General features: G+C 66.6%; 12 protein-coding genes. 11 read left to right on the top strand and 1 reads right to left on the bottom strand.

Annotation, left to right across the window (positions count from 1 at the left end; translation table 11 throughout):
- Positions 1-4 precede the first annotated feature (4 nt).
- The 9 genes from mmsB (at position 5) to ACZ9J7_RS12875 (ending at position 10,569) form a co-directional block, all read left to right on the top strand.
- Complete coding sequence (gene mmsB / locus ACZ9J7_RS12915; protein ID WP_476209914.1) at positions 5-1,288, top strand: multiple monosaccharide ABC transporter permease; 1,284 nt, start codon at positions 5-7, stop codon at positions 1,286-1,288.
- Positions 1,289-1,336: 48 nt separating this feature from the next.
- Positions 1,337-2,431 carry a substrate-binding domain-containing protein gene (locus ACZ9J7_RS12910; RefSeq protein WP_476209913.1) on the top strand — a complete coding sequence of 365 codons (1,095 nt, stop codon included), beginning with the start codon at positions 1,337-1,339 and terminating at the stop codon, positions 2,429-2,431.
- Positions 2,432-2,630: 199 nt separating this feature from the next.
- The gene (locus tag ACZ9J7_RS12905; RefSeq protein ID WP_476209911.1) at positions 2,631-4,073 is read left to right on the top strand and encodes an ABC transporter permease; all 1,443 of its coding nucleotides are present in this window, start codon (positions 2,631-2,633) and stop codon (positions 4,071-4,073) included.
- Between the two features lie 2 nt (positions 4,074-4,075).
- Positions 4,076-4,783 carry an ABC transporter ATP-binding protein gene (locus ACZ9J7_RS12900; protein WP_476209909.1) on the top strand — a complete coding sequence of 236 codons (708 nt, stop codon included), beginning with the start codon at positions 4,076-4,078 and terminating at the stop codon, positions 4,781-4,783.
- A gap of 121 nt (positions 4,784-4,904) precedes the next feature.
- Complete coding sequence (locus tag ACZ9J7_RS12895; protein ID WP_476209907.1) at positions 4,905-5,975, top strand: Gfo/Idh/MocA family protein; 1,071 nt, start codon at positions 4,905-4,907, stop codon at positions 5,973-5,975.
- Positions 5,976-6,181: 206 nt separating this feature from the next.
- Positions 6,182-7,144, top strand: a complete 963-nt coding sequence (locus ACZ9J7_RS12890) for a hypothetical protein (protein WP_476209905.1) — start codon at positions 6,182-6,184, stop codon at positions 7,142-7,144.
- 90 nt (positions 7,145-7,234) lie between these two features.
- Positions 7,235-8,569 (top strand): hypothetical protein, encoded by a 1,335-nt coding sequence (locus tag ACZ9J7_RS12885; RefSeq protein ID WP_476209904.1) that lies wholly within the window; start codon positions 7,235-7,237, stop codon positions 8,567-8,569.
- A 285-nt stretch (positions 8,570-8,854) separates the two neighbouring features.
- Positions 8,855-10,063, top strand: a complete 1,209-nt coding sequence (locus ACZ9J7_RS12880) for a serine/threonine-protein kinase (RefSeq protein ID WP_476209902.1) — start codon at positions 8,855-8,857, stop codon at positions 10,061-10,063.
- Positions 10,060-10,569, top strand: a complete 510-nt coding sequence (locus ACZ9J7_RS12875; RefSeq protein ID WP_476209900.1) for a hypothetical protein — start codon at positions 10,060-10,062, stop codon at positions 10,567-10,569. The genes ACZ9J7_RS12880 and ACZ9J7_RS12875 overlap by 4 nt, the downstream gene beginning before the upstream one ends.
- An 87-nt stretch (positions 10,570-10,656) precedes the next feature.
- On the opposite strand, the gene ACZ9J7_RS12870 is transcribed toward ACZ9J7_RS12875, so the two are convergent.
- Positions 10,657-12,876: an NADP-dependent isocitrate dehydrogenase gene (locus tag ACZ9J7_RS12870; RefSeq protein ID WP_476209899.1), complete on the bottom strand. Its 2,220-nt coding sequence runs from the start codon at positions 12,874-12,876 to the stop codon at positions 10,657-10,659.
- 329 nt (positions 12,877-13,205) lie between these two features.
- On the opposite strand from ACZ9J7_RS12870, the gene ACZ9J7_RS12865 reads away from it, so the two are divergent.
- Both ACZ9J7_RS12865 and ACZ9J7_RS12860 read left to right on the top strand, forming a co-directional pair.
- Positions 13,206-14,174 carry a trypsin-like serine peptidase gene (locus ACZ9J7_RS12865; protein ID WP_476209897.1) on the top strand — a complete coding sequence of 323 codons (969 nt, stop codon included), beginning with the start codon at positions 13,206-13,208 and terminating at the stop codon, positions 14,172-14,174.
- A complete protein-coding gene (locus tag ACZ9J7_RS12860) occupies positions 14,158-14,331 on the top strand; it encodes a hypothetical protein (protein WP_476209895.1) in 174 nt (57 codons plus the stop codon). The genes ACZ9J7_RS12865 and ACZ9J7_RS12860 overlap by 17 nt, the downstream gene beginning before the upstream one ends.
- Positions 14,332-14,384 lie beyond the last annotated feature (53 nt).

The following is a 14,384-nucleotide window of genomic DNA, read 5'->3' as shown; positions in this document are numbered from 1 at the left end:
CACCATGAACGCCCTCAAAAAGCTGTTTGGCGGCAACACCCGCCAATTCGGCATGATCTTCGCCCTCGTGGCCCTGATCATCTTCTTCCAGATCGCCACTGAAGGCCGGACGCTGACGCCCGGCAACGTCATCAACCTCTTCAACGGCAACTCCTACATCCTGATCCTGGCCATCGGCATGGTGCTGGTGATCATCGCAGGCCACATCGACCTCTCGGTCGGCTCCGTCGCCGCGTTCGTCGGCGTCACCGTCGCCCTCGCCATCCGCGACTGGGGTATCCCGTGGTGGGCCGGCGTCCTGCTGGGCCTGGTGCTGGGCGCGATCATCGGTGCCTGGCAAGGCTGGTGGACTGCGTATGTGGGCATCCCCGCCTTCATCGTGACCCTGGCCGGCATGCTCCTCTTCCGCGGCTTCAACCAGTTCGTGGGCAAGTCCAACACCATTCCCGTACCCAACGACTTCCAGTACATCGGCTCCGGCTACCTGCCCGAGGTTGGCCCGGACACCGGCTACAACAACCTCACGCTCCTGATGGGTGTCGCCGTCGCGGTCTTCGTTGTGGTGGGCGAACTGCGCTCCCGGGCCCGGGCCAAGGCGCTCGGCGCCGAGGTCCCCGAGATGTGGGTCACCGTGCTGAAGCTGGTGCTCATCTGCGCCGCCATCCTCTACGCCACATACCTCTTCGCCACCGGCCGTCCCGGGACCTCGTTCCCCATCCCCGGCCTGATCCTGGCCGTGCTGGTCCTGATCTACGGCTTCATCTCCTCCCGCACCATCCTGGGCCGCCACGTCTACGCCGTCGGTGGCAACCGGCACGCAGCCGAACTCTCCGGCGTCCAGTCCAAGAAGGTCAACTTCCTGGTCATGATGAACATGTCCATCCTGGCCGGCCTGGCCGGCATGATCTTCGTGGGCCGCTCCACCGCATCAGGACCCTTCGACGGCGTGGGCTGGGAGCTGGATGCCATCGCCGCCGTCTTCATTGGCGGCGCGGCAGTGACCGGCGGTGTGGGTACCGTGGTCGGCTCCATCATTGGTGGCCTGGTCATGGCAGTACTCAACAACGGCCTGCAGCTCCTCGGCGTCGGCGCCGACCTCACCCAGATCATCAAGGGCCTGGTGCTCCTGATCGCCGTCGCCTTCGATGTCTACAACAAGTCCCAGGGCAAACGCTCCATCATCGGCATGCTGACCCGCAACATGAACCGGCCCTCCGGTGGCCCCAGCAGCCCCGTCCAGCCCGACGAAACCACCTCCACCAAGGAAGCGATCGCCAGGGAAGCCTGAGTTTGCAGCCTGAATACCGTTCCATCACACAAAGAAAGAGAACCAACAATGCGAATGTTTGGTAAAGCAGGAAAGGCCGCAGCGGTAGCTGCCATCGCAGCACTGGCGCTGACGGGCTGCGGCCGCTCGGAGCCGTCCGGCGGGTCCAGCAGCGGTGCCGCGGGATTCGACCAGAACTCCTCCATCGGCGTCGCCCTCCCCCAGAAGACCAGTGAAAACTGGGTCCTGGCCGAGAAGCTGTTCAATGACGGCCTCAACGGTGCCGGGTTCAAGGCTGACGTCCAGTTCGCCAACGGCGGCGTGTCGGAGCAGCAGAACCAGATCAGCGCCATGGTCACCAAGGGCGCCAAGGTCATCATCGTGGGCGCCATCGACGGCTCCCAGCTGGGCACCCAGCTCAAGCAGGCCAAGGACGCCGGCGCCACGGTCATCGCCTACGACCGCCTCCTGCTGAACACGGACAACGTGGACTACTACGTGGCCTATGACAACTTCAAGGTCGGCGTGCTCCAGGGCCAGGCCCTGCTGGACGGCATGAAGGCGAAGAAGCCCACGGGTCCGTACAACATCGAACTGTTCGCCGGCTCCCCCGACGACGCCAACGCCAAGGTGTTCTTCAACGGTGCCATGAGCGTCCTGAAGCCCAAGATCGACGACGGCACCCTGAAGGTCGTCTCCGGGCAGAACAGCTTCGAGCAGGCCGTGACCCAGGGCTGGAAGGCTGAAAACGCCCAGCGCCGCATGGACACCCTGCTCAGCGGCAGCTACACCAGCGCCAACGTGGACGGCGTCCTCTCCCCGAACGACACCCTGGCCCGCGCGATCCTGACCTCGGTCAAGGCTGCCGGCAAGCCGATCCCGGTTGTCACCGGCCAGGACTCCGAGGTTGAGTCGGTCAAGTCGATCATTGCAGGCGAGCAGTACTCCACCATCAACAAGGACACCCGCAAGCTGGTTGAGCACGCCATCACCATGGTCAAGGACCTGCAGGCCGGCAAGAAGCCTGAGGTCAACGACGACAAGTCCTACAACAACGGCAACAAAGTGGTTCCCGCCTACCTGCTGGAGCCGGTCATCGTGACCTCCGCCAACGTCAAGACCGCTTACACGGACGATCCCGTACTCGGCCCGATCACCAAGTAATACCGATAGGCAGAGCCGGCTCCCGCCGGCGCGCGGAAAGCCCGGTCCTTTAGAGGACCGGGCTTTCCTGCGTCCTGCCCCAGCAGCAACACCCCTTCACAGGCCAGACACAGGTGTGGCCGGATTCCCGCACAGGATGCCCGGCGAGGGTTGATGCGAAGCCGGCCCCACGCGCCGGCACCTGAGTCATAGGAGTAACGTGAGCGTCCTTGCCCGAAGCGTAGGCAATGCCTTCAGAAACAAGGTCCGCACCGCAGCAGTCGTAGCGGTGCTGGCCGTCGCCATCGGCCTGGCCTTGGCCATGCTGGTGGCGAACCAGGCGGTCGGAGCGAAGGTGCAGGAGCTCAACGCCTCCGTCGGCACCGTCCTGACCGTCAACCCCGCCGGCGGGCAAGGCTTCGAAGGCGGCGGTGAACCCCTCACAGCCGACCAGGCAGCCACCGCCGCCGGCGTGCCCAACGTCAGTGCCGTCGTCGGGACCTCCTCCCTCAGGCTGAGGAACGCTGCCGCAGCTGCGGCACAGGCGGCAGGCGGGACCGGCCAGGCCGGGCCCGGCGGCCAGACCGGACAGGGCGGCCCCGGCGGCCAGGCCGCAGCCACCCTCACCACCAGCCTCACCGCTGCGGTGGATGCCGGTACCCTGGGCAACCGCAACCAGCAGGCCAATGGAACCACCGGGTCCACCGGGACCACCCAGCAGCCGGTCCGCTCGCTGCCGATCACCGCCACGGGCATCGGCGCAGAGGTGGACACCACCGGCAAAGCCCTGAACATTACCCAGGGCACCGGTCTTGGCGACTACTCGGCAGCCTCCACCGGTGCGCTGCTGGGAACCACCCTGGCGGAGAAGAACAGCCTCTCCGTCGGCTCCACCTTCACCATCAATGACCAGGCCTACACGGTGACCGGACTGTTCGACGCCGGAACGGCCTTTGGCAACAACGCTGTTTACGTCACACTGCCCACGGCCCAAACACTCGCCGGGACACCCGGTGAGCTGTCCAGCATGATCGTCACCGTCAATTCCATGGACAACGTCGCCGCCGCCAAGACTGCCTTGCAGGCCGCCCTCGGCACCGACAAGGCGGACGTTACCCAGGGGCAGAACCTGCAGACCGCCGTCAGCTCCCTTGGCAGCGTCAAGAACATCTCCTTCATCGCCTTTGTCGCCGCGCTGGGGACCGCCGGGCTGATCATCCTGCTCATCATGGTGATGCTGGTCCGCGAGCGCCGCCGGGAAATTGGTGTCCTGAAGGCCATCGGCGCACCCAACCGCACCATCGGCCTGCAGTTCGTTCTCGAAGCACTGGTCCTCGCGGCCCTGGGCAGCGCAGTAGGGGCAGCGATCGCATCCTTCGCCAGCGGCGGGATCGCCTCGGCCCTGATCAGCAGCAACACCACCACTGCCACCGCCGGCCGCAACTTCCCGGCCGGCGCCGCGGGTGGAGGAAGCTTCCGCGGCGGGCAGGGCGGACCCTTCGGCGGCGCCTCCCAGCTGCTGAACTCCGTCACCGCAACCGCGTCCCCGGGAGTGATCGCCGGCGGCATCGCTGCCGTGTTCGGCGTGGCCATCATCGGCGCCCTGGTCCCCGCGCTGCTCACCGCGCGCATCCGTCCCATCGAAGTCCTGCGAGGAGAATAGCCATGATTGAAGTCAAGAACCTGGTCCGCACCTTCAACTCCGGTGACCGCACCATCAAGCCGGTCAACGATGTCAGCTTTGTCCTGGAGCAGGGCACCCTCGCCTCGATCGTGGGCAAGAGCGGAAGCGGCAAAAGCACCCTGCTGTCCCTCCTGGGTGCGCTGGACAAGCCCACCAGCGGCGACGTCGTCGTCAACGGCGTCAGCCTGGCCAGCCTGCCGGACAGCAAGCTGACGGAATACCGGCGCCGGGACATCGGCTTCGTGTTCCAGCAGTTCAACCTGATCCCCAACCTGTCCGCCGTGGACAATGTCATGCTGCCCATGGAATTCGCCGGCATGCGGAAGTCCGCCAGGCTGGAGCGGGCCAAGGGATTGCTGGAACAGGTGCAGCTTGATCCGACCAAGCACGACCGGCGGATCAACAGGCTCTCCGGCGGCGAGCAGCAGCGCGTGGCCATTGCCCGCGCCCTGGCCAACGAGCCGAAGCTGATCCTGGCCGACGAGCCCACCGGCAACCTGGATGAGCAGACCGGAGACCACATCATCGAGCTCCTCAGCTCGCTGAGCCGCGACCACAACACGACCATCCTGGTGGTCACCCACGACAGGGTCCTGGCGAACAAGACCGACCGCAGGTTCCGGCTGCAGCAGGGCAAGCTGACGGAAGAACCGGTCCGGGGACGGACTGCCGTCGCCGCCACGGCCTGACCCACGGAAGGGGGCCAAGGGAAGGGGTGTGCGCTCCAGCCCTTGGCCCCTTTTTGTCCATAACCTCCCCCTCGCAACAGGGTCTCCACTCCCGCGGTACCGCTGTGACAGGATGGCAGCTATGAGCGCTCCCATTGCCACACCATGGCTGTCCACGCAGCCTGACCAGGATCCCCGGACCGCCACCGGGACTCCCCTGCGCTGGGGAATCATCGCAACGGGCAGCATCGCCCGCGCCGTCTCCCAGGATCTGGCACTGCTTGAAGATGCCGAGCTCTATGCGGTCAGTTCCAGGGCGCAGGACACCGCGGATGCGTTTGCCGTGGCGTATGACTTCGCAAAGGCCTACGGGGACGACGGCGGGGTGCCCGGCTACCAGCGGCTGCTCGCCGATGAGGCGGTGGACGTCGTCTACGTCGCCACCCCGCACGCGCAGCACCACGAGATGGTCCTCGCCGCCCTGAACGCGGGCAAGCACGTGCTGTGCGAAAAGGCTTTCACTATCAACGCCCGGGAGGCGGCGGAGCTCATCGAGGTGGCGCGCAGCCGGAAGCTCTTCCTGATGGAGGCGGTCTGGAGCCGGTTCCTGCCGTCGATGCAGCGCGCTTTCGAGATTGCGGCGTCCGGCGAGCTGGGCGATATCCACTGGGTCACCGCAGACCTCGGATTCCCCGCGCCCTACTCCCCCACGGCCCGGTTGTGGGCCCGGAAGGACGGCGGAGGTGCACTGCTGGATCTGTCCGTCTACCCGCTGCTGTGGGCGCTGGGCACGCTTGGCTTCCCGCAGACCGTCAGCGCCACGGGCTTCGTCAACGACGACGGCGTGGACGCCCAGAACGCCCTGAGCCTTGGCTACGGCCACGCCGCCCAGGTCCAGCTCACTTCTTCCCTGCTGGCCCACGGGCCGCGCACCGCCACGGTGGCAGGGAGCCTGGGTTTCCTGCAGAGCGTGGGTTCCATCAACAACCCCCGCGAACTGGTCATCGCCAAGGGGTGGGAGGACCGCCGGACGGAGACCTTCGACGTCGTGGGCAAGGGTTACGCGTACGAACTACGCGAGGTGATGCGGTGTGTCCAGCAGGGGCTGACCGAGAGCCCGGTCATGCCGCTCGAGGACACCCTGAACACGATGCGCCTCTTCGACGGTGTGCGCGCGCAACTCGGGGTGACCTACCCCAACGACAGCCGTTAGCAGGATCAAGAAGGCTGCGTACGACGGCGCCGGGCAGCTTTTGCTCGACGATCCAGTACCGTGACTTCCCGCTTCTTTGCAGTGACAGTTTCTGCGTCCGGTGCCGGCATTTGTAAATTCCTTTGAATGAATGCTGGACTTCCGGCGATAAGCAGTCTTAGCATTTAGGCAGCATCGATTGCGCCGTTCACTGGGGGGTGGTACGCATGGCTCGTAGTAGTTCGCCATGGCCTGCCCTGCGCCCCGTACTTCTTGCCGGAGCGGCAGCCATTACCTGGCTGGCGCTTTCCTCAACGGCTGCCACCGCCGACACAGGTACTGATTCCTCCTCCCTGACCGGCGGCCTCACGAGTTCGGTGGCCTCCCTGACCCACGATCTTGCCTCAACGGTTTCACCAGTTCCTGCCGGCGCCGCGGGCGGGCCGGCTGCCGCGCCCGGGCTGCTGCAGCCTGTCGTAACGCCGGCTTCCGGCCTGGCCGACAACCTCATTGCCGCGGTTCCCGTGGTGGGCCAGGTGGTTCCAGCCGGAACTGTTTCCGGGGTCTCTGCTCCCCTTGTTGAGGTGGCCGACACCGTGGCTGCCGGTGTAGCCCAGGAACTTGCAGCCCCTGCAGCCGAGGCTCTTCCGGTCCTTGAGCCGGTGCTCGAACCGGTTTCAGATCTTCTGACCGGCGCTGCTCCGTTGCCCGTCCCGCCGTTGGATGACGTGCAGGTGGGCCTTCCCGGCACAGTGGTCCCCGCTCCCGCGCAGGAGCAGCCTGGAGCCGTGGAAGAGGCTCCGGATGCCATAGGCGCGGCCACGGGGTCTGCCCAGGCTGTTGAGGCACCACCTATAGCCTCAGCCACCCCTCGTGGGGCGCCCATGGAACCTTCGGCCGCACGCATCCTGGCCAACACGGCATTCGCGCAGGCCGGGGTGTTCGAGACCCCCGGCTCCGCAGCGGAGCAGCCGCTGGCCGTTGACCCGTTGCCTGTTCCTGCCCAGGCTCCCGCAGCCCCGGCATCCGGCACAGGCAGCGGAGGATCAGCGGGCGGCACGTCAGCTGCCGCCGCGTGGCTCAACCCCATCTACTTCGATTTTGAGGGGGCCGGCGCTGTCCGCGCCGACCGGTCCCCCGGGCACGTTCCCTCGCCGGTGTCATTCGACCCCGGTTCTTCCCCTGACTAGTTGAGGCCCCCTGCCCTCGCACGGGCAGCACGCGGCTTTACGGGCAGCTGTCCAGCGCCCGGACACTCAACTATTCCAGGAGTAAACACCATGAACTGCACACTTCGCAGGGGGCTGCTGAGCACCCTCTTCGCCGGCGGCCTCCTGGCCTTCGGCTGCGCCACCGCCAACGCGGCGGACACCACCAGCGGGACGGACCTCTCCGCCTCCGCCCTCATCTCGGCGGCGGCACCCGCTGACTGGACGTCGTTGGGCCTGCTGGGTGACCCAACGCCGGCGGGATCAACAGGTGTCGCCGCCGCAGTGGACGTCAACCTCGGGCTTGGCGGCGTTACCAACCCCACCACCGACGGCACGGGAACCACGGCAGACCTCGCCGTCGACGCCAACGTGGACCTCGGGCTTGGCAACGTCACAAGCACCGACCCCGCAACCACCGCCACCACCGACCTGGCAGCCGCAGCGGACGTCAACCTCGGGCTCGGCAACGTCACAACCACCGACCCCGCAACCACCGCCACCACCGACCTGGCAGCCGCAGCGGACGTCAACCTCGGGCTCGGCAATGCCACAACCACCGACCCCGCAACCACCGCCACCACCGACCTGGCAGCCGCAGCGGACGTCAACCTCGGGCTCGGCAACGCCACAACCACCGACCCGGCAACCACCGGCACGGGAACCACAGCAGACCTCGCCGTCGACGCCAACGTGGACCTCGGGCTCGGCAACGCCACAAGCACCGACCCCACAACCACCGGCACGGGAACCACGGCAGACCTCGCCGTGGACGCAGCTGTAGATCTGGGCCTCGGCGGCATTACCAGCGGCGACGCCGCCGGAACCGCCGGAACCGTGGACGCAGCCCTCGACGTTGTTGTTGGCGGCGTCGCTGCCGGCGACATGGCACCCGCGGTCGATGCCGCCGCAGGCCTTGGGGTTGATCTCGGCCCCGGAACCGCGGGCAGCGGCGGCGTCGATGCCGTCGCCGATCTGAGCATTGACCTGGGCATCGGGCTCACCGGTGACAACACCACGGGAACTCCGGGTACCACCGCCCCGGGTGACGGCACCACCGGCGACACCGGAACCCTTGACCCCGGCACGGAGAACCCGGGTTCGGACAACGCTGCGGACAATGGCGCCGGCAACGGCACCCCAGGCGATGACTCCACCGGCGGGTCCGGCACCACAGGCGTCGACGGCTTCACGGCAGCACCGGCTGGTTCCAGTGCAGTCAGCGGGGCCATCTCTCCTTTGACGGCGCCACGGGCTGCCACTGCTGGCAGCAAGCAGGCGGCCGGCACCGCTAACGGGGCCCACGCGGCCCTCGCCAACACGGGCTGGGACGGATCGCTGGTTCCCCTGGCCCTGCTGCTCCTGGCCGCCGGGATCCTGGTGCTCCGCAGGCGCAAGGTTTCGTAGCGGCCGACGACAGAACGGTACGTGCCCGCACCTGTGCGCCTGAAACGGCAGCACGCCGCGGGCTGGCGGAAGGAGGTCAGCAGCCCCGAAACGCATTACCTGCATGAAACATGTCATCAGCACACATGTCCTTGTAGCCGGTGGTCCGGCGGCGAAGGTGTTCGGAAATCGCCGCCGGGCCGCCGGCGTGCCCGAAGGCGAAAGCCTAGGTCAATCGCCGGTTCTGCCCCACCGCCCGTATAATTTGAGGTACGACAGTGCCGCGGCGCACCGGGAGGAACGGTCATGGTGGCGGAATCGCCTAGCTCCATCAAGAATGAAGTTGTCGGCGGTCGCTACCGTTTGGGTGAGGTCGTAGGCCGCGGCGGAATGTCGTCGGTGTACTGTGCGCGGGACGAAAACCTGGGCCGCGATGTGGCTTTGAAGCTCTTCGCCCCGCAGGCCCCGGACGCGGACGAGCTCAAGCGGCAGGAAGCCGAGATCCAACTCCTGGCAACGCTCAACCACCCCGGCCTGGTGACACTTTTCGATGCAGGCATCGATGACCGCATACCGGATGAGCCCCGGCCGTTCCTGACCATGGAACTGGTGGAGGGCCAGGACCTGCGCGGCCGAATCCGCCACAGCACGGTTCCGTTGGAGGAGCTGTCCGTCATCGGCGCCGGCATCGCCGATGCCTTGGCCTACGTGCACGGCCTGGGCATCATCCACCGCGACATCAAACCGGGCAACATCCTCCTGGTCCAGATCCGGCCGGGTGAGCCGCTGCGGCCCAAGCTCACGGATTTCGGCATCGCGAGGATTGTGGATTCCACCCGGCTTACCGCCACGGGCACCATGGTGGGGACCGCCGCCTACCTCAGCCCGGAGCAGGCACTGGGGAAACCCCTGTCGTCGGCCACGGACATCTATTCTTTGGGACTGGTGCTGCTCGAATGCATCAAAGGCGCCGTGGAATACCCCGGCAGTGCCGTGGAGTCGGCGGTTGCCCGGCTCCACCGGGCCCCGGAAATTCCCGACGACGTCCCCACCGAGTGGGCCGACCTGATCCGTTCCATGACCGCCATCGAGCCGCTGGAACGGCCAGCGGCCGCTGACATTGAAACGGCGCTGCGCCAGGCGCTGGTCTCCCCCGCGTCGACGCCGGGAGAGTTGGCACCGGAAACCACCCGCGTACTGCCGGCCATGCCCTTCCACCCTCCCTCCATCACCGCGGAGGAATCGGTGGATGACGTGCGGGAAGCCGCCGCGGCATCCACGACTACAGATCCTGCCCCTGAAACAGAGGGCGGCAGGTCCGCTGCGAAGCCGCGCCTCACCCGGAGCCGGCGCATCTGGTTGGCCGTGGTGGTGGGTGTCCTGGTGGTCGCCGCAGCCGCCGCTGCGGTGCTGATGAGCATCTCCGCCCGCCCGGCCGACGTCGTCCCTTATCCGACCGTGACCGGCGTCCTGGGTGACCATCTGCAGGAACTCCAAAAGAGCGTGGCGCCGTGATCCTGAGGCCGGCCTCGCCATGCCGACTGCTGCTGGCCTGCGCCGCCGCTGCGCTGGCGGCCGCCCTGCTCAGTGCCTGCGCCGCTCCAGGGACCGGGCTCCAGCGCGAAGCTGCAACCCAGCTCCAGGCACGGGTACTTGAAGTAACGCAAGCTTCGTCCCAAAACGATCCCGCAGCCGCACTGAAGGCACTCGAGGGCCTGGAAGCGGACCTTTCCGCTGCGCAGGCCAAGGGCCAGGTCTCCGAGGAGAGGCGGCGCAGCATCACCACGGTGGCCACAGCCGTCCGGGCAGACCTCAACGAAGCGATCAGCGCGCAGGCAGCGGCCGCGAAGGCTGCCGAAGACGCCCGGATCGCCGCCAGCCAGGCAGCACAGGCGCCTTCACCCGCTCCTGGCCCCGCATCGCAGCCAGCTCCCGCGCCGGCGCCGGCGCAAGGAAACTCGTCGGGCAACGGCGCAGATGCCGGCAAGAACAACAGCGACAAGGGCAAGGGCAAGAACTAGGTCAAAGCGCAGCAGGCGGCAAGCCAAAAAGAAGCGGTGCTCCGGTAAAAACCGGAGCACCGCTTCTTTGTGCCGGAGCGGCGGGTACTAGGCCAGGCTGGCGATGACCTTGTTCAGCGTGGCGGAGGGACGCATGACGGCGGACGCCTTGGCATCCTCCGGGCGGTAGTAGCCTCCGATGTCCACCGGTGAGCCCTGGACCTCGGCCAGCTCGCCCACGATCGTTTCCTCCTGGGTGGACAGCTCGTTGGCGACCGGGCTGAACGCGGCGGCCAGCTCGGCGTCGTCCGTCTGCTTGGCCAGTTCCTCTGCCCAGTAACGGGCCAGGAAGTAGTGGCTGCCACGGTTGTCCAGCTCGCCGGCGCGGCGGCTGGGGGACTTGTTCTCCAGCAGGAACGTGCCGGTGGCGCGGTCCAGCGTGTCGGCCAGGACCTGGGCCCGGGCGTTGCCGGTGGTGGTGGCCAGGTGCTCGAAGCTCACGGCCAGGGCCAGGAACTCACCCAGGCTGTCCCAGCGGAGGTGGTTTTCCTTCAGCAGCTGCTGGACGTGCTTGGGGGCGGATCCGCCGGCGCCGGTCTCGAAGAGTCCGCCGCCGTTCATCAGCGGAACAACCGAGAGCATCTTGGCGCTGGTGCCCAGTTCCAGGATGGGGAACAGGTCCGTGAGGTAGTCGCGGAGCACGTTGCCTGTGACGGAGATGGTGTCCTCGCCCTTGCGGATGCGCTCGAGGGTGAAGGCGGTGGCCTTGACCGGCGACATGATCTGCAGGTCCAGGACCTCGGTGTCGTGGTCCTTCAGGTACTCGTTGACCTTGGTGATGAGGTTGGCGTCATGGGCGCGCTCCTCGTCGAGCCAGAACACGGCCGGGGTCTGGGAGGCGCGGGCACGGGTGACGGCCAGCTTGACCCAGTCGCGGATGGGGGCATCCTTGGTCTGGCAGGCGCGCCAGATGTCACCGACGGAAACCTCGTGCTCCAGCAGGACGTTTCCGGAGCCGTCCACAACCTGGACGGTGCCGGCTTCCTGGATTTCGAACGTCTTGTCGTGGCTGCCGTACTCCTCGGCTGCCTGTGCCATGAGGCCCACATTGGGGACCGTGCCCATGGTGGTGGGGTCGTAGGCGCCGTTGGCGCGGCAGTCGTCGATGACCACCTGGTAGATACCGGCGTAGGAGCTGTCCGGCAGGACTGCCAGGGTGTCGGCTTCCTTGCCGTCCGGGCCCCACATGTGGCCGGAGGTGCGGATCATGGCGGGCATGGAGGCGTCCACGATGATGTCGGAGGGCACGTTCAGGCTGGTGATGCCCTTGTCGGAGTCCACCATTGCCAGTGCGGGGCCGCCTTCCAGGCCCTTCTTGATCAGGTTCTGGACGCCTTCGCGGACATCGGCCGGCAGGTCCTCGAGGCTACTCAGGATGGCTGCGAGGCCGTTGTTGGGGCTGATGCCGGCGGCGGAAAGCTGCTTGCCGTAGGTTTCGAACAACTCGGAGAAGTACGCCTTCACCACGTGGCCGAAGATGATGGGGTCCGAGACCTTCATCATGGTGGCCTTCAGGTGTGCGGAGAACAGCACGCCCTCTTCCTTGGCGCGGGCAACCTGGGCCTTGAGGAACTCGTCCAGGGCGGCGGCGCGCATCACGGTTCCGTCGATGACCTCACCGGCCAGGACCGGGAAAGCTTTCTTCAGGACCTTGACCGAGCCGTCTTCACGGACCAGCTGGATGGCGATGGTGCCGTCGTTTTCGATGACGACGGACTTCTCGTTGGAACGGAAGTCGTCCTGGGCCATGGTGGCCACGTTGGTCTTGGACTCCGGGGTCCACGCGCCCATGGAGTGCGGGTTCTGGCGGGCGTAGTTCTTGACGGACAGCGGAGCGCGGCGGTCCGAGTTGCCTTCGCGCAGGACCGGGTTCACGGCGGAGCCCTTGATCTTGTCGTAGCGCGAGCGGATGGCGGTCTCCTCGTCCGAGGAGGGGTTGTCCGGGTAGTCCGGCAGCTCGTAGCCCTTGCCCTGCAGCTCTGCGATGGCGGCCTTCAGCTGCGGGATGGAGGCGCTAATGTTGGGCAGTTTGATGATGTTGGCTTCCGGCGTCTTCGCCAGCTCACCGAGTTCAGCAAGGGCGTCACCGATCTGCTGCTCGGGGGTCAGGTAGTCACCGAAGACGGCGATGATGCGGCCGGCGAGCGAAATGTCGCGGGTCTCCACCTCCACACCTGCTGTCGAAGCGAACGCCTCGATGATGGGCAGGAACGAATAGGTAGCCAGCATCGGCGCTTCGTCGGTGTGGGTGTAGATAATCTTGGACATGCGCGGGCGTCTCCCTGTGGGTCGGCTTGGTTGTGAAAAATTCGGTCTATTTCACCATGTACAACTTACCCGAGGACCCGGCTTTGAACCGTACCGGGGGCCCAGCGTTACCCCGGCGGTGAGCAGGATTACAGCGATGGAGAACGGACGACGCCGGCACGCGGCCTGGGTGCCGGGGCCTACGGCCTGCGTACGGCGCGGATGGGGAGGGGAAAAGGGTCCGGGACGCTATTTGATATCTCACTACTGTGTACAAACTTGCCGGGTGACGATAAGTTCGCTAAGTCACTCCCGCCCCAGGGCCCACCCCCCTTTCAGACAGGACAACAATGACACGCACCAGGTCTCTGGCTTCCGGCCTCCTGACTCTTTCGGCGGCCGCCGTGCTCGCACTCACTGCTGCCGGTGGCGCCTCCGCCGCGCCGGCTTCGTCGGACGGAAACGAATCTCCGTCGGTGGCCAGCGTCACGCTCGATGCCGGCGCTGCAGCCGATTACTGGACTCCGGAGCGGATGCAGGCCGCCGTTCCTGGTGACACGCTGGCCGGCAAGGCCCTGGAACGCGGAAACCGCTCGAACCCTGCCCTGGTGGAGAAAGGCAAGCCGTCCTCCACCAAGGGCACCAAGGGCAAGCCCACGCTTGCCCAGAGCGCAAGCCCCGTCTCCCACATCGGCAAGGTCTTCTTCACGCTCGGCGGAACGAACTATGTCTGCTCCGGCAACGCCGTCACCTCGACCAACCGCAGCGCTGTGGCAACGGCCGGGCACTGCGTGAACGAGGGCCCGGGCGCGTACGCCACCAACTTCGTCTTCGTCCCCGCCTATGACAACGGGGCGGCCCCCTACGGCAAGTGGACCGCCAAGGCCCTTTATGCCCCCACCCAGTGGGCTTCCACCGGCGACATGACCTATGACACGGGCTTCGCCGTGATGAACCCTGATACCAAGGGGCGGAAGCTGACCGACGTCGTCGGCGGCTCCGGCACTGCCTTCAACCAGGCCCGGGGCCTGACCTACACGTCGTACGGCTACCCGGCAGCGGCGCCCTTCAACGGTGAGACCCTCAAGAGCTGCACCGGGACAGCGTCCAATGATTCCAACAACCCCCAGTTCAACACCCAGGGCATTCCGTGCGACATGACCGGCGGTTCATCCGGCGGTCCGTGGTTCATCGGCAAGGGTTCCGATGGCCTGCAGAACTCCATCAACAGCTACGGCTACAACGGCTCCGCAGTGATGTACGGCCCGTATTGGGGCGACGTCATCAAGGCCACCTACACCAGTGCAGCCAAGTCCTAAGGCATCTGATCCGGACCAGGATCCCGCCGTCAGCCACGCGGACCTGACCCAGTCGCCCGGGGAAGTCCTCGAGTACTGGACCGAGGAGCGGATGACGGCAGCTAAGCCCCGGGAGATTCAGCTTCCGGAGCCCGAACCTCCTACCGACCAGGACTAAGCCGAAACAACAACGACGGCGCCCGCCCCCTATGCAGGGGGCGGGCGCCGTCT

It is taken from the genome of Pseudarthrobacter sp. TE9888 (assembly GCF_056279345.1).
Note: the sequence above shows the minus strand (reverse complement) of the source record. Positions and strands in the feature narration are given on the sequence as shown.